The organism is Aliidiomarina minuta (assembly GCF_003987145.1).
Taxonomy (GTDB): domain Bacteria; phylum Pseudomonadota; class Gammaproteobacteria; order Enterobacterales; family Alteromonadaceae; genus Aliidiomarina; species Aliidiomarina minuta.
The window spans coordinates 715610-734810 of sequence record NZ_PIPL01000001.1 but is presented as its reverse complement, the minus strand read 5'-3'; the positions used below and the strand labels follow the sequence as shown (position 1 = coordinate 734810).

Sequence of the window (19201 nt, the reverse complement as noted above, 5' to 3'; positions counted from 1 at the left end):
GTCAGCTTTTATGCTGCCAGCGGTACAATAAGTTAAGCGCTTCTTTCGGGCTTAGTTCGTCTAACTCTAATTTGTCCAATTCCTTTTGCATAACCTCTGCTTTGCTGTTATCACGGGCTTCTTCCTGCAAGGGTAACTGTTTTTGCGCAGGGGGGCTTTCTACTGAATTACCACGCTCACTTTCCAGTTCTTTCAATTTAGCTTGTGCTTTACTGATCACATCCTGTGGGACACCTGCCAGTTTTGCTACCTGAAGCCCATAACTGCGGTTGGCAGCACCTGCTTTGACATGATGCAGGAAGGCCACATTATCCTCATGCTCGGTGGCATCTACATGCAAATTAATGGTTGCGGGTAATATCTTATCCAGGCTGGTAAGCTCAAAATAATGAGTAGCAAAAAGAGTCATTGAACGTTGCTCGCGGGCCAGCGACTCAGCACAGGCCCAGGCCAGCGAAAGTCCATCATAAGTTGAAGTCCCACGACCAATTTCATCCATTAAGACCAGACTTTGAGGGGTGGCGTTGTTCAGTATGTTAGCGGTTTCAGTCATCTCAACCATGAAAGTAGAACGCCCGGAGGCTAATTCATCGGCTGCACCTATGCGGGTAAAGATGCGATCTACAAGACCAATTTTTGCCTGTTTAGCGGGCACAAAAGAGCCAATATGTGCCATTAAAGTAATAAGTGCGGCCTGACGCATATAAGTTGATTTCCCGCCCATATTAGGGCCGGTAATGATTAATAATTTTTTCTGCTCAGTAATATGCAGATCATTGGCAATAAAAGGTTGCTCGCTGTAGTACTCGACTACCGGGTGCCGGCTTTGTTCTATTTCCAGGCCATAGCCCTGATGCAGTTCTGGCTGACAATAATCCAGGCTGGCAGCTCGTTCAGCGAAACAGGTCAGCACGTCTAGCTGGGCCAGCGCCGTTGCCATTTTCTGCAGACCCGCTAAGTCTTTTAATAAACTGGCGATCAGCTCCTGATACAGTTGTTTTTCAAGGGCTAGTGCCTGGCTTTGACTACGCAGTACTTTATCTTCGAAAACTTTCAGCTCAGGAATAATGTAACGTTCTGCATTTTTAAGCGTTTGTCGGCGCTGGTAGTCGGCAGGCACTTCAGCCTGGCGGTTGGTTTCAATATAAAAGCCATGAACCCTGTTGTAGCCTACCTTCAGACCACTAATTCCTGTGCGTTGCCGCTCTCGTTCTGCCAGCTGCTCAAGCTGGCTGCTTGCTCCCTGACTTAATTCACGGTACTCATCCAGTTGTTCGTTATAACCGGGAGCTAATACACCACCATCCCGGATAACTACGGGTGGGTTCTCTACTATGGCCTGTTCCAGGGTTTCTCGGGTGCTGGAAAATAACTGAATGTCCTGATTGATAAATTGTAGTGCAGTATCTGTCAGTAATGGTTTCACCTCAGGAAGCGTTTGCAGTGCCTGCCGCAAACGAGTGAGATCGCGAGGGCGTGCACTTTGCAGTGCGACTCGCGCCAGAATACGCTCGACGTCGCCGACCTGTTTTAGCAGCTCTTGCAAGTCTGGCCAGGCCTCTTTTTTTCGAATACAGGAAACGGCATCAAAACGCTTTTGCAATGCTTCCCGACTGCGTAGAGGGCGGTGTAGCCAGCGTTTCAACAGGCGGCTTCCCATAGCGGTTGCAGTATTGTCCAGTACTGCTGCCAGGGTGTGCTCGTGGCCTCCCGCAAGATTCTGGGTCAGTTCAAGGTTACGTCGGGTAGCTGCATCAAGTAGAACTGCATCACTGCTTTGCTCCATATGGATGCTTTTAATATGCGGTAAATCTGATTTTTGCGTACTTTTCAGGAAATGCATTACAGCGCCGGCTGCGCAAAGCCCGCTTTTCGCAGCCTGTACTCCAAACCCCTGTAAATCCTGGGTGCCAAACTGGCGAGTTAATAACTGCTCTGCAGTTGCCAGTTCAAATTCCCATAAAGGCCGGCCCCTGCAAGTTTTTTTAGAGCTAATTAAATGTGCATACGGCCATTGTTCCGGGTGTAATAACTCAGCGGGTTGCAGGCGCTCCAGTTCTGCTTGCAGTTCTTCTTCTCCACTTACTTCACTCAGGCTAAAACGGCCGCTGGAAAGGTCAAGAGCGGCTAATCCGAATTTCTCCTGGAACCAGGTAACGGCCACCAATAGGTTTTCCTGGTGAGTATCCAGTAAGGCCTCATCGCTTAGTGTTCCTGGGGTCAATACACGCATGACTTTGCGTTCCACCGGACCTTTGCTGGTCGCGGGATCGCCAATTTGTTCGCAAATAGCCACGGACTCACCTAAGCGTAATAAACGCGCAAGATAGTTTTCCGCCGCATGATAGGGAACACCTGCCATGGGGATAGGTTCACCGCCAGACTGTCCGCGTTTGGTCAGCGAAATATCCAGTAGCTGAGCGGCTTTTTAAGCATCGCTAAAAAAAAGCTCATAAAAGTCACCCATGCGATAGAACAGCAAAATGTCAGGGTGTTCAGACTTAATGCGCAAATATTGCTGCATCATTGGCGTATGAGGGCTCGAAACCATGGTTTTAATCTTGTTATCCTGGTGGTTCAGATGATATCACTATGATCGCTTGTTCAGTTACAAAAGCCAAGCCCTCAGGCCACCAGATAAGGAAAAGAAAGTGCAGCGAATATTACAGCAGGAACTGGAAAGTCTTTCGAAGCGCTTGCTAGAACGCGGTCAGATGTTAGGCACCGCTGAGTCCTGCACTGGCGGTGGTGTTGCTCATGCCTGCACCGAACTGGCGGGAAGTTCACAGTGGTTCGCCGGTGGTGTGGTGACCTATAGTAATGCACTGAAGCAAAAATTACTGGGAGTGCCCTTAGCTACGCTGGAGAAGGAGGGGGCAGTTTCAGAATTAACGGCAATAGCGATGGCCAGGGGAGCTTTACCTTTGTTAAATGTCGATTATGCACTCGCCATTACAGGTATTGCAGGCCCTGGTGGCGGAAGTCCGCAGAAACCGGTGGGCACGGTTTGTTTTGCATGGTCGGGAAGCGATAGTCTGCAATACAGTGAATGCTGTTTATTTACTGGTGATCGCCGGGAAATCAGAGAACAATCGGTGATTCATGCCCTGAGTAAATTGAATGAAATCTTATAAAATCCTTTTATATCAGTTTCTTGCGTCATCCTTGTAAGAAAATAGCTAATTTGACTTGATACTGTACATATCTACAGTATACTGACTGGCAATGACCTCCCATTACTGTTTCGGAGTAAACGAATGAGCAATAACAAACAAAAAGCATTGGACGCCGCTTTAGGCCAAATTGAACGCCAGTTTGGTAAGGGTGCAATTATGCGTCTGGGCGATAATAAAGCCATGGATATTGAAACCATTTCGACAGGTTCATTGAGCCTGGATATTGCCCTTGGTATCGGTGGTCTGCCTACCGGGCGAGTCATTGAAATCTATGGTCCGGAGTCGAGTGGTAAAACAACATTAACCCTGCAGGTTATTGCTGCCGCGCAGAAGAAAGGTAAAACCTGTGCCTTCGTTGATGCCGAACATGCACTGGATCCTTTGTACGCTGAAAACCTGGGCGTTAAAGTAGATGAGTTATTGGTATCGCAGCCAGATACGGGTGAACAGGCGCTGGAAATTTGCGATATGCTGGTTCGTTCAGCTGCGGTAGATGTAGTCATTGTTGACTCGGTAGCTGCTTTGACGCCAAAAGCAGAGATTGAAGGTGAAATGGGTGATACTCATGTAGGCTTGCAGGCTCGTTTAATGTCTCAGGCCCTGCGTAAGCTAGCTGGTAATATGAAACGCTCCAATACGATGCTGATTTTTATTAACCAGATCCGAATGAAAATTGGCGTTATGTTTGGTAACCCTGAAACCACTACCGGTGGTAACGCGCTGAAATTTTATTCATCGGTACGTTTGGATATTCGCCGTACCGGTGCTTTGAAAGAAGGCGATGAAGTGGTGGGTAATGAGACTCGGGTGAAGGTCGTTAAAAACAAAGTGGCACCGCCATTTAAACAGGCTGAATTTCAGATTATGTACGGTAAAGGTATTTCTCGAGAGGGCGAACTTATTGACCTGGGCGTTAAGCATAAATTGGTTGAGAAAGCCGGTGCCTGGTACAGTTATCAAGGCGATAAAATTGGTCAGGGTAAAGCGAACTCTATGAAATTCCTGGCTGAGAACCCTTCTATTTCTGATGAAATCGAAGGCAAGCTTCGTGAGATGCTGCTACTTAAGCCGAGCAAAAACCAAGATGCTGAGCCGGAAGAGCCTAAAGAAGATGAGTTACTATAGCGCTGATTGCGCGCTTTACTGAAAGGCTGCTCTGTGCAGCCTTTTTTATTAACCTGTCGTGACCATCAGTCACTTAAATAAATGACTGGTGGTTTTCTTCACATTGGTTAATTTTTATGTAATGGTTAAGCTCTTTTTTATTCCCTTAAAATAAGACGCTCAAAGCGACAGAGGTATTTCCAGCATGAAGTTGCGCGTACACAAAATGACTTTTTTGGTTAGTTTGGTTTTAGTAGTAGGGGTTGCATGCAGTCCTTCAGAAGAAGCAGAGTCACAAAGCTCAGCAAGTAAAAAACAGGCGGCCTTTCTGGAAGATGTCTATGCCGAATATTTTGCAGCCAATCTTCAGTTGAATCCTTTGCGAGCAACATTCATGGGTGACCATAGATTTAACGATCGTTTAGCTAATTCATTGAGTGAAGAACACAGAATCCGTCAGCGTATGCTGGAAGAGGAATATTTGAGCTTATTAGTAGATATCGATGAAACTAAGCTGAATGAACAGGATCGTCTCAGTTATGAGGTTTTTAAGCGTGACAGAAGCATGGCTTTGGAGCAGATGCAGTATCCGGAGCATCTACTCCCAATTAACCAATTTTATAATCTGGCCGCACGACTTGCGATGTTGGGTTCTGGCCAATCAGCACAACCTTTTTCTACAGTTGAAGATTATGATAACTGGGCGAGTCGCATGAGTCAGATTCCTTCTCTGATTGAACAAGCTATCCACAATATGGAAGAGGGAATGCAGCGCGATATTGTACAGCCCCGCGTATTGATGGAACGGGCTTTGCCGCAAATTGAATCACAGCTGGTGGATGATATTAGCGAGAGCATGTTTTATCAGCCGTTGGAGAATTTTCCAGGCGATATAGAAAAGAGTGAACAGGAAAGGTTAATCGCATTATACAGTGAACGTATTCAGGACCATGTGTTACCCGCGTATCAGCGACTTCATGACTTTATAGAGCAGGACTATATGCCTGCTACACGAACGGATAGTTATGGCCTCAGTGCGCTACCTGGAGGAGAAGAATGGTATGCGTTTAATGTGCGCTGGCGAACCACCACAGATATGACCGCGGAAGAAATCCATCAGCTCGGTCTGGACGAAGTGGCTCGTATTCACGACTCTATCCGGGAGGTTATGCAGCATGTCGAGTTCTCCGGTTCTTTACAGGAGTTTTTTGAATTTACCCGTACCGATGAGCAGTTTATTTATGAGAGTCGTGAAGCTATGCTGCAGGACTACCGCGACTTCTCTGAACAGGTTGACAAGGTGACCGGGCAACTTTTTCATCCTGACATGTTTCCCCGTGCAGACTACGAAATTCGTAAGGTTGAACGTTTTCGTGAACAGAGTGCAAGTTCTGCCAGCTATCAATCGCCCTCGGAAGATGGCAGCCGTCCAGGTATCTTTTATCTGAATACCTATGACCTTTCAGCCCGCCCAACCTGGGCTAAGGGAGCACTGGTATTACATGAGGCGGCCCCAGGACACCATTACCAGCTGGCCTTGCAACGGGAAATGGAACACTTACCCCGCTTTCGCCGTTTTGGTGGTGAAACTGCTTTTATTGAAGGTTGGGGTTTATATGCAGAATCCTTAGGTAACGAATTAGGTGTCTATGAGCCTTATGACCAGTTTGGTGCGCTGGTGGCTGAGTTATGGCGCTCCATACGACTGGTGGTAGATACCGGTATTCACGCAAAAGGCTGGAGCCGTGATCAGGTGTTGGCTTACATGTATGAAAATGCGCCAGTTGCTGAGGCTCGGGCGGTATCTGAGGCTGAACGTTTTATGGCACTGCCTGGACAGGCTCTGGCGTACAAAATAGGCCAGTTAGAAATCCGCAGACTGCGAAGTGAGGCTGAACAGGCCCTGGGCGATGATTTCGATGTTCGTGATTTCCATCGTGAAGTATTGCGCCATGGCTCTTTACCTTTATCCATTCTGCGTCAGCGGATTGAAAGTTGGGTTGCCTCCGAGCATGCAGCTTAAACTTAACCAGCCAGTTCATTGTCTCTCAGAAAATCTGCAAGGAAGAGACTTTGTGGTAGGAGATGTGCATGGATGCGCATCTTTACTAGAGGCTGCCTTAAATCAGGTTAACTTTGATGAGACCCGGGATCGTCTGCTTTCTGTAGGTGACTTAATAGACAGGGGACCAGACTCCTATGCTTTATTATCCTGGTTAGGCAAACCCTGGTTTTTCTCCTGCCTGGGCAACCACGAAGAAATATTATTAAAGTTTATGGCCAGTGGCGACCATGAATTGGGTAGCCAATGGTCTTCTTTTGGAGGGAGCTGGTTTTTCCGGTTGCGCCCGCAACAAAGGATTGAGTTAGCGGAAAAAATCAGCCTGAACATGAGTTATGCTATCGAATGTCGTCTGCAACAACAGTTATATGCTGTTATGCATGCCGACTTTCCGCCTGATATCGGTTGGCCCGCTTTTAAGCAGGGTATTGATTGCAAGCCAGAATGGCAGCGTAGTTGCCTGTGGGATCGAGATCGTGGAAAAGGCTTGCGACTGGATAGTATGGAAGGCATTGACCGTTTATTTACCGGCCATCATATTGTTGATGAACCCCGCTTAATTGGCAATGTACAGATGATAGATACTGGCGCTTATAAAGCGCAGAACGGCGACGGAAAGCTTACTTTAGCCCAGTTAGCCGGAGATCTGCATAGTTTTAGTCTGAGTTAACTATCATCTGGTAAGATGCGTTGAGCCCAGTTATTGGCCTGTATATAGAGCTCTGGAATCTGCTCTGGATCCACTTTTAGTCGCTTGCATATAATATCTACTTTTTGCCAGTTTGCTTTTTCGTACTGTTCAATCAGCGCAAGGTAGAAGGCCAGTGCACCCCGGCGTTCAACTAAGGCACTTTGAATACTATCGGTCAGGTTCAGGCGATTTAATGCGACTTTCAGTTCTTCGTCAAACATCGCGTCCAGTAGAGAAAACAGGCCTACCAGAAAAGCTTGATTTGAATTTACCGTTTTGTGCTCATGATGTTGTGAAAGTAGTTCGCAAAAACGCGCGCGCGTGATGGCTAAACGAATGAGTTCGCTGGGTTTATCATCGTTTAAAGCTGCAGTTACCGCCAGAGTAACAAAACGCTTCACTTCCTCTACACCAAGGAAGATCACCGCTTGATGTAAAGAGGTTACTTTTTTCGCTCTGCCAAAAGCAGCCGCATTAACAAAACGAAGAAGACGATAAGACAAAGCTACATCGCGTTGCAGAATCTCGGTCACATATTTGAAATCAAATTGCTCTCGGGAAGTTTCAGCAAGAAGTTCGGTGCAAGCTGCTTTAGTTGGCGAAATATTACGCTTTTTAAGCATTTCCGGCTTGGAAAAAAAATAGCCCTGGAAGTATTCAAAGCCGTCTTCAAGAGCGTCTGAAAATTGTTGTCGAGTTTCAACTTTTTCGGCTAGCAGGGCTATGCCCGTTCCTCGTATTTGATGTTTAAGTACTTGCAGTTGACGATATGTATAAGCTTGTAGATCTACTTTGATAATACTTAAGTAAGGAAATACTTTTTGCCATTCGGGGTCAAAATTATAATCATCTAATGCAATCCGATAGCCAAGTTCTTTGAGCGTTTGCAGCTTGTTTTGTACCGCAGGGCTGGGAGTAACGCTTTCCAGTACTTCGATGACTACATCTGATGGTGAAAGTAACCTGGGAAGGTCGGATAGCAAGCCACCTTCTGCAAAATTAATAAAGGCGAGTTTATGCTCCGTGAGCTCGGCAATAGTGTGCTGTAGTTGGCTATTTTCTATCAGTCTGGCGGTCGCTACGTCATCATCAACATTCGGGAAAGCGTTTTGTTCTCCATCGCGGAAAAGTAGTTCATAACCAAACAGCCGCTGACATCGGTTTAATATAGGTTGTCGAGCAAGGTAAAAGAACATAGCATCAGATAATTAGGATAATTCAACCAATATACTAACAGAATACTCGCAGAGAATAACAGGGAATAACAGGGCATGCAGGATATCAAAATCGGTTTAGCTTTAGGCTCGGGAGCTGCCCGGGGGTGGGCTCATATTGGGGTGATTCGTGCGCTCGAAGATATGGGGATCAGACCGCATATTATTACCGGCACTTCAATAGGCTCGCTGGTAGGCGGGGCCTATGCTGCAGGGCGTTTAAATGAGGTCGAGAAATGGGTCCGTGATATGGACCGCTGGCAGGTATTTAATTTGCTCGATTTTGGCTTAAGCAACGGCGGCATAGTTTCTGGTGAAAAAGTATTTAACTTTGCACGTAAAGAGTTTGGCGCTATTGAAATTCGTGATCTGGATCAACGTTTTGCTGCCGTGGCTACTGATCTCTATACCGGCCGTGAAATCTGGCTGAAAAAGGGGGATGTCTATCAGGTAGCACGTGCCTCCTGTGCCATGCCAGGATTACTCTCACCCAAATTGCTCAATGGTCGTTGGCTGGTAGACGGGGCTCTGGTCAATCCGGTACCTGTGTCATTGAACCGTGCACTGGACGCCGAGTTTGTTATTGCTGTGCATTTAAATTCTCAGCTGAATGTGAAAACACCTGAAGTTCCCAGTCAGGACATGGCTCCACAGGGTCTGGCAGACCAACTGGAATTTGAAGAAGGGCAACTGAAAAAGGACGCTGCGGAGCAGGATAACAGCCGTTTTGACCATTTCCTTGCTCGCGGGCAAAGTTATTTTGACAGTCTTAAGCAGAAAATAAAGAAAGAAAAAAATACCAGCCCGGGCGTTTTTGGAGTCATGGCCGCTTCAATTGACATTATGCAGGAACGCATCACCAAAGCTCGTATGGCCGGCGACCCGCCAGATGTACTTTTACAGCCAAAACTGGGTCATATAGGCCTGCTTGAGTTTGAGCGGGGCGAAGAAGCCATTGAAGTAGGTTATGACACCACCATGCGAATGAAAGAACTTATTAAAGAAGATTTAAAAGTACTCAGCCTGCGTCGTAATGGAGCCTGAACGAGTAATAGTAAAATAGATCGCTCATAAAAAAGGGCAGCCACTTCACAGTAGCTGCCCTTTTTATTTGCGTGGATAAAATCAGTCGTTCGGTTTATCCATTTCTGTCTGCAGTTCATCCTGCATTTCCACAAAGCCCGCTTTTATTGATTTATTCGGGATTTGCGTCAGGCGGCTGACAATGATGATAGCCAGCGTGGATAACAAGACGCCGGGTACCATTTCATAGACTACTGAGCTTAGTGTTTCGCCGTCGGCCAGTATAGGCACATAGATCCAGAACAGGACGGTGAAGGCGCCGGTCAGCATACCGGCAAGAGCGCCTTGCATGGTCATGCGTTTCCAGTAAAGGCTGAGCACGATTAACGGACCAAAGGCGGAACCGAAACCAGCCCAGGCGTTACCTACCTGGTCGAGAATAGTGCCTTGGGGCACCCAGACAATAGCTATGGCTACTATGGCAACCAGCAGTACCGAAATACGGCCCACCAGTACCTGTACCTTGTCACTGGCGTTTTTATTCAGGAAACTTTTGTAAAAATCCTGAGTAAGTGCGCTTGAAGTAACCAGCAACTGCGAGGAAATTGTACTCATAATAGCGGCCAGTATTGCAGCTAGCAGGAAACCACCAATGAAAGGATGGAATAGTAGCTGGGACATGACAATAAAGATCGTTTCTGAGTTCTCCAGTGTCCCTTCAGCAACATAAGCCCCGACATTGACATCATCGGCATGCAACGACATATAAGCAGCCCCGACCAGACCGGTAAGCATGGCGCCAATAATGGCAACTGTCATCCAGGTCATACCAATACGACGAGCTGCTTTAAAGTCGCGCACTGATTTAATGGCCATAAAGCGTACGATGATATGCGGTTGACCAAAATAACCCAGACCCCAGGCAAGCAGCGAGATAGTACCCAGGAAGGTAATGCCATAGAAAGGATTCAGCATGGCCGGATTAAGTTCGCGCACCTCGGTGGTGACTGGTTCGATACCGCCAAGCGCACCAAAGGCAACTAAAGGCACCATGATAAGGGCGACAAACATAATACAGCCCTGCACAAAGTCGGTCATGCTGACAGCCAGGAAACCACCCAACAGGGTATAAGCGACCACGACAGCGGCGGTCAGGATAAGCCCTTTGTGGTAATCCATACCAAAGGCATTTTCAAACAGGGTTCCGCCTGCGTATACGCCAGACGCGGTATAGAGGGTAAAGAAGATAATAATAACGACCGCTGAAACCAGTCGTAGAATTCGGGTTTTATCCTGAAAGCGATTTTCAAAGTAATCTGGAATAGTAATAGAGTCCTTGGCTACATACGTGTACATACGCAGTCGAGGAGCCACTACCCGGTAGTTGACATAAGCACCAATTAGTAGACCTAATGCGAGCCAGACTTCAGAGAAACCAGCCACGTAGAATGCACCAGGTAAACCCATTAACATCCAGCCACTCATGTCGGAGGCACCAGCAGACAGGGCGGTTACGCCTGGACCTAAGCGTCTGCCCCCAAGCATGTAGTCACCTAAGTCACTGGTTGATTTGAAGTAGGCATAGACCCCTATGCCGAGCATGACGAGAAAATAAAGCGCTAATGAAATCAGCGTACCTGTTTCCACGGATAAACTCCTGTTCAGAGAAAAAATACTGTAGTTCTGCGCACAAACTACAGACCAATATAAAGCGCATCACGCTAACAAAATCTTTACCTTGCATCAAGCAGACAGGTTGAAGTGCCTGCAAGCTCTTACTTACAGCGTTACTTACAACGTATAGGTATGCTGCAGAAGAGAAGCTGTATATGCATGCTCAGGCTGTTCAAATAACTTGTGTACATTACCATACTCCACGGTTTTACCATCCTTTAGTACCAGCAGGTCGTCAGCAATATGGCGAATGATTTCAGGGCTATGGGAAACAAAAATATATGACATTTTCATATCCCGTTGCAGATCCAGAAGTAGATTAATAATTTGGGCACGGATGGATGAATCCAGTGCGGCTAAGGCTTCGTCCGCAACTATGATGTCTGGATTTAACATGATGGCGCGGGCGATACAGGCGCGCTGCTTTTGCCCGTTGGACATCATGTGGGAGTGGAAAACCGCATGTTCCGGGAGTAAGCCGACTTTACGTAATACGCGCTCTACCTGTTCGTGACGTTGCTGTGCAGTCAGTTTGGTATTGAAAATAAGAGGTTCTTCTAATTGCTTGCCAATAGTCAGGTGCGGATTAAGCGAAGCATCAGTGTCTTGAAAAACAAGTCGTATATGGCGGCAACGAAAACTGTAATCACCAGGCTTTAGCTCTTTGTCGTTCAGAAACATAGCGCCTGAGCTGGGTTTTTGAGCTCCGGCAATCAGTTCTGCCAGAGTGCTTTTACCAGAACCGGTTTCACCTATGATAGCCAGAGTTTTACCGCTCTCCAGAGTGAAACTGGTAGGGTGCAGGGCAGGGACAGCTCGCGCCTTCATCCAGCTACCTTTATGCAGGTAGCTTTTGGCCAGGTTTTCGACACGTAGCAGGCTACTCATTAAAAGACCCCTTTTTGGCCGCGTTCAGCGGATAATGGCAAGCAAAAAAGTGAGAGCGCAGTTTACGTATACCCGGAGTCTGCACGCATTTGCGCCTTGCGTTTGGGCAACGAGGTCCCAGGCGGCAACCTATAGGAAGGTGCTGTAATGGTGGTGAGGCCCCAGGCAGCGTCGGCAAATGAGTTTTGGGGTCGCACTTACTCTGTTGGTACAGAGAGGTTTCTGCCAATGCTTTCGTGTAAGGGTGAAAGGGTTCATCTAATAAGGCTTTGGTGGGCCCGGATTCCATTATCTGACCGCTGTAAAGCATTGTCAGACGTTGACTCTCCGGCATGATAGTGCCCAGATCCTGCGAAATTAATAAAATCGACATATTATGGCTACTATGAAAACGACTGAGTAGGCGATAAATTTGTTGTCGGGTTGAGGGCTCCATTGCAGTAGTGGGCTCATCCGCGATAAGTAAGCGTGGACGGTGTGCAATAGCGCTGGCTATCATGACTTTTTGCGCAGCACCTTCAGAGAGCTCAAAAGGATAACTTTCCATTGCAGCTTTGTGTTCTTTGATTCCCACCCGATGCAAAAGTTTGATCACTTTTTTGTGACGTTCGCGGCGGCGTGCAAATATACCGGTGCTGCTTAAATCACTGTCGAGCACAGCTTCGCCTAATTGTTCGCCAATACTACTGTTGGGGTCCAGGTGGCTGCCAGGGTCCTGAAATATCATAGCGACATCGACCCCTATAATGTTACGTCGCTCGGCAGCCGTCATGGTAAGCAGATCCTTGCCATCAAACCAAAGACGATCGGCCTGAACTTCCCAGCGTGGGTTGAGAAACCCCATAATTGCGCTGGCAATAATGCTTTTTCCTGAACCTGATTCACCGACCAGGCTATGTATCTCACCTTCGGCCACACTCAGACTGACTCGGTCGATTACATTAACCCAGCCTTGCGCGGTAGGGATTCTGATAGTGAGGTTGCGAATATCCAGTAACATTAGCGTTTCACCCTGTCATCAATAGCTGACTTTAATGTGTCACCGACCAGATTAAGACTTACCAGAGTAATAAAAAGTGCCAGACCTGGTAATGCCATTACCCAGGGAGAGCTATACGCCACTTCCATGCTTTTGGCTAGCATAGTGCCCCATTCGGAAGAGGGCGATTGAGCACCCAGGCCGAGAAACCCAAGGGCTGCAATATCCAGAATAGCCGTTGAGAGAGCCATAGTAAGCTGGACCACCAAAACCTTAATAGTGTTGGGGAAAATGACCACCGTTAATAAATACCATTGACTGACTCCATTGAGGCGGGCTGAAACTACATAGTCTTTGTAGCGTTCATCGTAAATGGCGTTGCGGGTGGCATGCAGAAACTGGGGGATAAGTACCAGACCTATGGCAAATAAAGCATTGCCCAGGCCTGGTCCGAGAATAGCTACGATAATCAGGGCTAGTAACAACGAAGGAATAGAAAGCAGCACATCGAGCAAGTGTTTCAAGGTTGAGCTTTTCACACCCGCGGTCATCGCTGCAGCGGCACCTAATGGAATGCCTATAGCGGCAGCGCCAGCCACCACTAGCAGTGGCAGTCCGAAACTCAGTCGTGCGCCATATAAAAGGCGGGACAACATATCGCGGCCCAACTCATCGGTGCCCAGTAAAAAGCGCATATTACCGTTGTCTGACCAGGCAGGTGGCAAGGACAGGTAATCAGTAAACTGCTCGGTAGGTGAGTAAGGTGCTAGCAAAGGTGCAAAAAGAGTAACAAAAACGATAGCAATCAGTATGTACAGGGCGCTCATGGCTAGCAGGTTACGGCGAAACTGATGCCAGACCTGTCGCAATGGGGAGGGGGTGCGTTCCTGGTAGTATAAGTCAGTGCGTGGCATAAAGTTCCTGCCTTACCTGCGGGTAGCGCCAGGCATGAAGTAAACTGAGCAGTACGTTTACCAGCAAAATTAAGGTAGCCAGTACCAATAAACCAGCCTGCATAACCGGATAATCACGTTCATAGATGCTGCGCACGAGCCAACTGCCCACTCCGGGCCATGAAAAAATAACTTCCGTGATCATCGTATTGGTTATCAGAATACTAAATAATAACCCCAGTTGCCGGGTAATATTTTGCATTGCGTTGGGTACCGCGTGCTTCCAGATCACGCTGGCTGAATGCAATCCTTTAGCACGTGCTGCATGAATGTAGTTCTTATTAAGGACATCGTGCAGGGCACTGCGTGTGATACGGGTTAACAGAGTGGCTGGCATAATAGCCAATACGATCACAGGCAACACCATGTGACGTAAGGCATTGCCTAAAGCTTCCAGACGATGGGGGCCATCCGAGATCATAATATCAATTAGAATGGAGCCCGTAACCGGTTCAATATTATACAGGGGGTTTATTTGCCCCGCGATAGGTATTAGCCCAAGGGTGACTGCAAAGATCAAAATTAATAACTGTGCTAGCCAGAAAACGGGAATAGAGTAACCGGAGAGACTGAAGGTGTTAATCACGCGGTCGGGCCAACGAGTATAATAAACAGCGCTGATAATGCCCGCAGGCAGACCAATAGCTAGTGCGAGTAGCAGAGCGAGTAGAGCAAGTTCCATAGTGGCGGGGAAGCGAATTTTCATCTCATTCCAGACCGGTTCCCCATCCTGCAAAGAAACGCCCCAGTCTCCTTGCAACAAATGTGTCAGGTAGCTGAAGTATTGGGCTGCTATATTCTGGTCGAATGAACGGCTGGCAATAGCTTGTTCATAAAGCGCACTGTCGAGAGTTTGAATACCGCTCAAATTAGCCAGGGCGTCCCCAGGAAACCAGTAGCCGAGACTGAATGACAGTAGGGTCAGCAGGAAAAAAGTGACTAGTAGCAAGCTAAGCTGGCGTAATACGTACCGACTCATGGTTGCTCCTCTGCCGCAATATCTTCTTTGTAGGCGCGGTGTAGCTGAATACTGCCGTAGGGCTGTAACTGTATTCCTTTAATTTCAGGTTGCGCTGCTAAATAACGCAAAGAGTGGACAATAGGCATCAGCGGAACCTGGTCATTCAGTAATTCCTGAGCTTGCTGGTAATAGACCTGGCGCTGGTTCTGATCGGCGGTGGCAATTGCCTGACCTACCATTTCATCAAATGCGGGGTTACACCAGTGTGCCCGGTTACTGCCGGAAAGCACAGCGTCGCAACTTAATAAAGGGCGGAAAAAGTTATCAGGGTCGGGGTTATCTGCAGACCAGCCAATCAACACTGAGTCATGATCGCCGTCGACTAAACGGCGCCGGAAAGTGCTCCATTCATAACTGATAATATTGACTTCAACGCCGATGCGGGCCAAATCAGCCTGCATCAGTTCTGCCATTTTACGGGCATTCGGGTTATAGGCGCGCTGTACAGGCATGGCCCAGATATTCATGCTGAAGCCATTGCCATAACCCGCATCAGCTAAAAGCTCACGTGCTATTTCAGGGTCATAGCTAAAAGCTTCTTCATCTGAAAAGTGTGCCCATGAGGTATTGGGCAGAATCGATTGAGCCAGTGCAGCATGATCAAAATAAACCGCATTAACGATAGCGCGGCGATCAATGGCATGAATTAATGCCTGGCGTACACGCACGTCGTCAAAAGGGGGGCGCTGCGTATTAAAAGCCCAGAACGCGGTATTGGGGCTGACAGTAGAATAAAGCTGAATGTCTTCATTTTGTTCGAGATCAGAGATATCACGAGCCGGTGGATAAGGAATAATATCGCAGTCGCCTGTCAGTAGCATTAGCATGCGTTTATGATCGCTGGGGATAATGCGGAAAACCAGACGTTGAATACTAGCGGCACCGTCCCAGTACTCAGCATGGCTTTCATAGCGCAGGCTGACATCTTTGCGGAAAGACTGGTATTTAAAGGGGCCGGTTCCTATAGGGTAAAGATCGATAAGGTGAGCCTGTTCCCGCTGCAGTAATTGACCAGCGTATTCAGCAGACAGAATAACGGCAAAGTCGGAAGCCAGGTTAGCTAAAAACGAACTGTCAGGCTGACTGAGCTTAATTTCTATTTCATGTTCACCGAGAGTATTCACAGCGGTAATCAGTTTATCCAGTCCAATTGAGGTGAAGAAGGGATAACCTGTGGTGGAAATGGCATGAAAGGGGTGTTCCCGATCCAGCCAGCGCTGAAAACTGAAGCGAATATCTTCGCTGTTTAAATAGCGGCTGGGCTGAAAATAACTGGTTTCATGAAAGCTGACATCATCGCGTAATTTAAAGCGGTAACGGGTGCCGTCATCGCTGACCGTCCAGCTGGTAGCCAGGCTGGCAACAAATTGTTGTTCATCGTCATCGTAATCAATTAGGCGGTTATACAAATGGGGGGCAGTCATGTCCAGCGTCGTACCAGAGGTTACTAACTGAGGGTTAAAAGACTCAGGGTTTCCTTCCGCGCAGTACAGTAAACCGTCCTGCAGTGTTTCGGAGCGTTCTGCGGAAGGCGAGCAGGCAGCCAGCCATAACAGAGGCAGACATAAACCAATGCTTCGTAACCAAATCACATTAATCACCTTGTTGAGCGTCCAGTAACTGGTATTTCTTTAAGTAGCCTCTTAACTGATGATAGGTGAGGCCAAGCTTTTCTGCGGTCTTTTTCTGATTATACTGAGCTTTCTGCAGAGCACAGCGTAACATACGAACCTCAAAATCCTGGGTTAATTGTTTAAAGTTACAGTCAGCATCCAGGTCTGGCATTGCGAAGTGTGTGTCTGGATTTACATTATCTTCATTTATTTTGGCCGGCTCACTCTCACTGATAGTATTTATCGGACTGCTGGTGAGTTTATTCTTTTTGTTGCTGGCAGGTCGGTATGGACTATCAAAAGGGTCAAGGATAACTTCGTTGACCGGAAGGTGCGCATTGTTGAGCCGATATACACTGCGTTCAACAACATTTTTGAGTTCGCGAATGTTACCCGGCCAGTAGTAGTCTAATAACTTCTGCTGGGCTTTACTGGTAAAGCCACTAAAAAGTTCTAATTCCAGCTCCCTGGCCATCTGAATAGCAAAATGTTCCGCCAGGATCATAATGTCTTCCCGCCGCTCCCGTAATGGGGGCAGGGTGATGACGTCAAAAGCGAGGCGATCCAACAGATCGGCACGAAATTCGTTGCGCTCAGCTAATGACGGCAGGTCTTCATTGGTGGCAGCGATAAGGCGGACATCGGTTTTAATGGTTTTATTTCCACCGACGCGCTCAAACTCGCCATATTCTATAACTCTAAGTAGCTTTTCCTGAACCAGACTGGAAGTAGTAGCTAGTTCGTCGAGAAATAATGAGCCGCTATGGGCGCGCTCAAAGCGACCTTCATGGCGTTTGCTGGCACCGGTGAAAGCACCAGACTCATGTCCGAAGAGTTCAGTCTCCAGAAGAGTTTCATTGAGTGCAGCACAGTTAAGCTTAATATAAGGCTGGTCCCAGCGTTGGGACAGGAAATGCAGGCGGGCTGCAATCAATTCTTTACCCGTACCGCGTTCACCGATGATAAGCACTGGTTTCCCCAGTGGAGCGGCCTGCGAAACGTGATCTAATATCTCGAGAAAATTATTTGACTGACCGATCAGGTTGTCATTGCGACGCGGACTCATGATTTTCCTTAAGGATTAGCTATTTTGACTAATTATTAGTGTTTTTATTTAATGTAGCAGTCAATGCTAACCAAGTGTTAGTAGTATAACTCTTTATTTTTCAATGTTTTATAAAAATCATGCGAGTTGGCTCAAATAATGAATAGTAACTAGTGGTTATTTAAAACACTGTCCTTACTTGAGGTACTGATTATGAGTATTTTTTCACGCTTTACAGACATCGTAAATGCTAATTTGAATTCGTTACTGGATAAAGCAGAAGATCCCCAAAAAATGGTGCGTCTGATTATTCAGGAAATGGAAGACACTTTGGTCGAGGTTCGTTCCAGCTCGGCAAAAACTCTGGCCGAGAAGAAAGAACTAACGCGGCATTTAAGCCAGCTGGAGCGGGAAGCTCAGGATTGGGAAAGCAAAGCGGAATTGGCATTATCGAAAGACCGTGATGATCTGGCCCGGGCTGCTTTGCTGGAGAAGAAAAAGCTTCAGGAGGCGCTGGAAAGTCTGCAACGGGAAATTGAGCGGGTCGACGAGCATATCGACCGCCTGAGCGATGAAATCGGCCAGTTACAGGAAAAACTGTCAGATGCGAAAGCTCGTCAGAAATCAATTCTGATGCGTCAGCGCACTGCAACTTCACGTTTAAGCGTGAAGAGCAAACTGGACAGCGGTAAAGTAGACCAGGCGATGCAGAAGTTTGACCGCTATGAGGCTAAAATTGAGGGTATAGAGTCTCAGGTAGACGCTTATGACCTGGGTAAGAAAACCCTGTCTGATGAGTTTAAAACACTGGAAAACGAGTCCCAGGTAGAGGATGAGCTGGCGGCACTGAAGCAACGTGTGCAGGACCGGGACAAACAGTAATATAACTTGCTTGTAACAGGTTGATTTATGGATGAAGCACAGATTAATGCCATGGTTGCAGACGCCATGGCTGGAGGATTTATGATGGAAGGTTTAGTTGCGCTTTTTGTTGCGCCATTAGTTTTGTTTGTGATTTTTGTGGCACCTATATGGGTCATTCTGCATTATCGTAGCAAAAATAAGATAAATGCGGGTTTGAACGACGAGGAGGCGGCGAATATTCGCGAGCTGGCGCAACGCGCCCAGAGCATGCAGGAACGTATTCGTACGTTGGAAGCAATTCTGGATGAGGGGCATGCTGGCTGGCGGCGGCAGGAAGGAGGTCAGCAATGAGTGAGCTAAAGAAAAAGTTTTATCGTGATACTCGCCGCGGCAAAGTAGGCGGTGTCTGTGCCGGCATAGCCCGCTATTTTGGTTGGGAAGTATGGGTAGTCAGAGTAGTGGCGATAACGGCATTGATTCTGATGGGTAAACTTACTTTTATCGCCTACATAGCTGCCTGGATTATTTTTGATAAAGAACCGGCTACAACTAGTCACGGTGGCCAGGTTCTGAAAGAAACTACCACGGTAGAGCGCACCTCAGATGGCCGGGCTATTGAAGTGAAAACCCGGGTATGGGAAGCCGGCGAGCCGCCTAAAGAGGCTTTGAAAGATATACAGGCCAGGTTTCAACAAATGGAGCAGTCCATTCGTAACATGGAAACTTATGTGACTTCTTCTGAGTTTAAGGTGCGTCAGGAATTTAACCAGCTTTAAGCGACTGGCAAACTTTCGTTACATCGACAACTGGTCTGAGAAGCAGGCCTGTATTGCGAAGCTGAAGAGCCCTGCATAACCTAGGCCGCTGATTATATCCTTATGCAGGGCAGTTCTA

16 protein-coding genes and 1 pseudogene are annotated in these 19201 nt (G+C 47.4%); 8 read left to right on the top strand and 9 right to left on the bottom strand.

Annotated elements, in window-relative coordinates; genetic code table 11:
- Position 1: 1 nt before the first annotated feature.
- Positions 2 to 2551, bottom strand: a pseudogene (mutS, locus tag CWE09_RS03490) (DNA mismatch repair protein MutS).
- A gap of 100 nt (positions 2552 to 2651) precedes the next feature.
- On the opposite strand from mutS, the gene CWE09_RS03485 reads away from it, so the two are divergent.
- The 4 genes from CWE09_RS03485 (at position 2652) to CWE09_RS03470 (ending at position 7012) form a co-directional block, all read left to right on the top strand.
- Entirely contained in the window at positions 2652 to 3134 is a 483-nt protein-coding gene (locus CWE09_RS03485) for a CinA family protein (RefSeq protein WP_241974295.1), read from the top strand.
- A 123-nt stretch (positions 3135 to 3257) separates the two neighbouring features.
- Positions 3258 to 4301: a recombinase RecA gene (gene recA / locus CWE09_RS03480; RefSeq protein ID WP_126802623.1), complete on the top strand. Its 1044-nt coding sequence runs from the start codon at positions 3258 to 3260 to the stop codon at positions 4299 to 4301.
- Positions 4302 to 4485: 184 nt separating this feature from the next.
- On the top strand, positions 4486 to 6303 hold the full coding sequence (locus tag CWE09_RS03475; protein ID WP_126802622.1) for a DUF885 domain-containing protein: 1818 nt from the start codon (positions 4486 to 4488) through the stop codon (positions 6301 to 6303).
- Positions 6293 to 7012 carry a metallophosphoesterase gene (locus tag CWE09_RS03470; RefSeq protein WP_157982802.1) on the top strand — a complete coding sequence of 240 codons (720 nt, stop codon included), beginning with the start codon at positions 6293 to 6295 and terminating at the stop codon, positions 7010 to 7012. The genes CWE09_RS03475 and CWE09_RS03470 overlap by 11 nt, the downstream gene beginning before the upstream one ends.
- Here CWE09_RS03470 and CWE09_RS03465 read toward each other — a convergent pair.
- The gene (locus tag CWE09_RS03465) at positions 7009 to 8229 is read right to left on the bottom strand and encodes an EAL and HDOD domain-containing protein (RefSeq protein WP_126802620.1); all 1221 of its coding nucleotides are present in this window, start codon (positions 8227 to 8229) and stop codon (positions 7009 to 7011) included. The genes CWE09_RS03470 and CWE09_RS03465 overlap by 4 nt on opposite strands.
- Positions 8230 to 8304: 75 nt before the next feature.
- Between CWE09_RS03465 and rssA the strand changes: the two genes are divergently transcribed.
- A complete protein-coding gene (gene rssA, locus CWE09_RS03460) occupies positions 8305 to 9291 on the top strand; it encodes a patatin-like phospholipase RssA (protein ID WP_126802619.1) in 987 nt (328 codons plus the stop codon).
- Positions 9292 to 9372: 81 nt separating this feature from the next.
- Here the strand turns inward: rssA and putP are convergent, their stop codons facing one another.
- The 7 genes from putP to pspF form a co-directional block, all read right to left on the bottom strand.
- A complete protein-coding gene (gene putP, locus CWE09_RS03455; protein WP_126802618.1) occupies positions 9373 to 10917 on the bottom strand; it encodes a sodium/proline symporter PutP in 1545 nt (514 codons plus the stop codon).
- A gap of 144 nt (positions 10918 to 11061) precedes the next feature.
- Positions 11062 to 11832 carry an ATP-binding cassette domain-containing protein gene (locus CWE09_RS03450; protein ID WP_126802617.1) on the bottom strand — a complete coding sequence of 257 codons (771 nt, stop codon included), beginning with the start codon at positions 11830 to 11832 and terminating at the stop codon, positions 11062 to 11064.
- On the bottom strand, positions 11825 to 12832 hold the full coding sequence (locus CWE09_RS03445) for an oligopeptide/dipeptide ABC transporter ATP-binding protein (protein ID WP_126802616.1): 1008 nt from the start codon (positions 12830 to 12832) through the stop codon (positions 11825 to 11827). Before CWE09_RS03445 ends, CWE09_RS03450 begins: the two co-directional genes overlap by 8 nt.
- The gene (locus tag CWE09_RS03440) at positions 12832 to 13725 is read right to left on the bottom strand and encodes an ABC transporter permease subunit (RefSeq protein ID WP_126802615.1); all 894 of its coding nucleotides are present in this window, start codon (positions 13723 to 13725) and stop codon (positions 12832 to 12834) included. Before CWE09_RS03440 ends, CWE09_RS03445 begins: the two co-directional genes overlap by 1 nt.
- Positions 13712 to 14743 carry an ABC transporter permease subunit gene (locus tag CWE09_RS03435; protein WP_126802614.1) on the bottom strand — a complete coding sequence of 344 codons (1032 nt, stop codon included), beginning with the start codon at positions 14741 to 14743 and terminating at the stop codon, positions 13712 to 13714. Before CWE09_RS03435 ends, CWE09_RS03440 begins: the two co-directional genes overlap by 14 nt.
- The gene (locus CWE09_RS03430) at positions 14740 to 16377 is read right to left on the bottom strand and encodes an ABC transporter substrate-binding protein (protein ID WP_126802613.1); all 1638 of its coding nucleotides are present in this window, start codon (positions 16375 to 16377) and stop codon (positions 14740 to 14742) included. The genes CWE09_RS03435 and CWE09_RS03430 overlap by 4 nt, the downstream gene beginning before the upstream one ends.
- A 1-nt stretch (position 16378) precedes the next feature.
- Positions 16379 to 17464 carry a phage shock protein operon transcriptional activator gene (gene pspF, locus CWE09_RS03425; RefSeq protein WP_126802612.1) on the bottom strand — a complete coding sequence of 362 codons (1086 nt, stop codon included), beginning with the start codon at positions 17462 to 17464 and terminating at the stop codon, positions 16379 to 16381.
- Between the two features lie 192 nt (positions 17465 to 17656).
- Between pspF and pspA the strand changes: the two genes are divergently transcribed.
- The 3 genes from pspA (at position 17657) to pspC (ending at position 19083) form a co-directional block, all read left to right on the top strand.
- Positions 17657 to 18325 carry a phage shock protein PspA gene (pspA, locus tag CWE09_RS03420; protein ID WP_126802611.1) on the top strand — a complete coding sequence of 223 codons (669 nt, stop codon included), beginning with the start codon at positions 17657 to 17659 and terminating at the stop codon, positions 18323 to 18325.
- An 81-nt stretch (positions 18326 to 18406) separates the two neighbouring features.
- The gene (pspB, locus tag CWE09_RS03415; RefSeq protein ID WP_126803900.1) at positions 18407 to 18658 is read left to right on the top strand and encodes an envelope stress response membrane protein PspB; all 252 of its coding nucleotides are present in this window, start codon (positions 18407 to 18409) and stop codon (positions 18656 to 18658) included.
- Positions 18655 to 19083: an envelope stress response membrane protein PspC gene (pspC, locus tag CWE09_RS03410; protein ID WP_126802610.1), complete on the top strand. Its 429-nt coding sequence runs from the start codon at positions 18655 to 18657 to the stop codon at positions 19081 to 19083. Before pspB ends, pspC begins: the two co-directional genes overlap by 4 nt.
- The last annotated feature ends 118 nt before the right edge of the window (positions 19084 to 19201 follow it).

Bases quoted from the DNA above. Each gene is read 5' to 3' on its own strand.
- CWE09_RS03475 (WP_126802622.1), top strand. From the start codon at position 4,486: ATGAAGTTGCGCGTACACAAAATGACTTTTTTGGTTAGTTTGGTTTTA.
- CWE09_RS03445 (WP_126802616.1), bottom strand. From the start codon at position 12,832: ATGTTACTGGATATTCGCAACCTCACTATCAGAATCCCTACCGCGCAA.
- rssA (WP_126802619.1), top strand. From the start codon at position 8,305: ATGCAGGATATCAAAATCGGTTTAGCTTTAGGCTCGGGAGCTGCCCGG.
- CWE09_RS03450 (WP_126802617.1), bottom strand. From the start codon at position 11,832: ATGAGTAGCCTGCTACGTGTCGAAAACCTGGCCAAAAGCTACCTGCAT.
- pspF (WP_126802612.1), bottom strand. From the start codon at position 17,464: ATGAGTCCGCGTCGCAATGACAACCTGATCGGTCAGTCAAATAATTTT.
- CWE09_RS03435 (WP_126802614.1), bottom strand. From the start codon at position 14,743: ATGAGTCGGTACGTATTACGCCAGCTTAGCTTGCTACTAGTCACTTTT.
- CWE09_RS03470 (WP_157982802.1), top strand. From the start codon at position 6,293: ATGCAGCTTAAACTTAACCAGCCAGTTCATTGTCTCTCAGAAAATCTG.
- pspC (WP_126802610.1), top strand. From the start codon at position 18,655: ATGAGTGAGCTAAAGAAAAAGTTTTATCGTGATACTCGCCGCGGCAAA.
- CWE09_RS03440 (WP_126802615.1), bottom strand. From the start codon at position 13,725: ATGCCACGCACTGACTTATACTACCAGGAACGCACCCCCTCCCCATTG.
- pspB (WP_126803900.1), top strand. From the start codon at position 18,407: ATGATGGAAGGTTTAGTTGCGCTTTTTGTTGCGCCATTAGTTTTGTTT.
- pspA (WP_126802611.1), top strand. From the start codon at position 17,657: ATGAGTATTTTTTCACGCTTTACAGACATCGTAAATGCTAATTTGAAT.
- recA (WP_126802623.1), top strand. From the start codon at position 3,258: ATGAGCAATAACAAACAAAAAGCATTGGACGCCGCTTTAGGCCAAATT.
- CWE09_RS03465 (WP_126802620.1), bottom strand. From the start codon at position 8,229: ATGTTCTTTTACCTTGCTCGACAACCTATATTAAACCGATGTCAGCGG.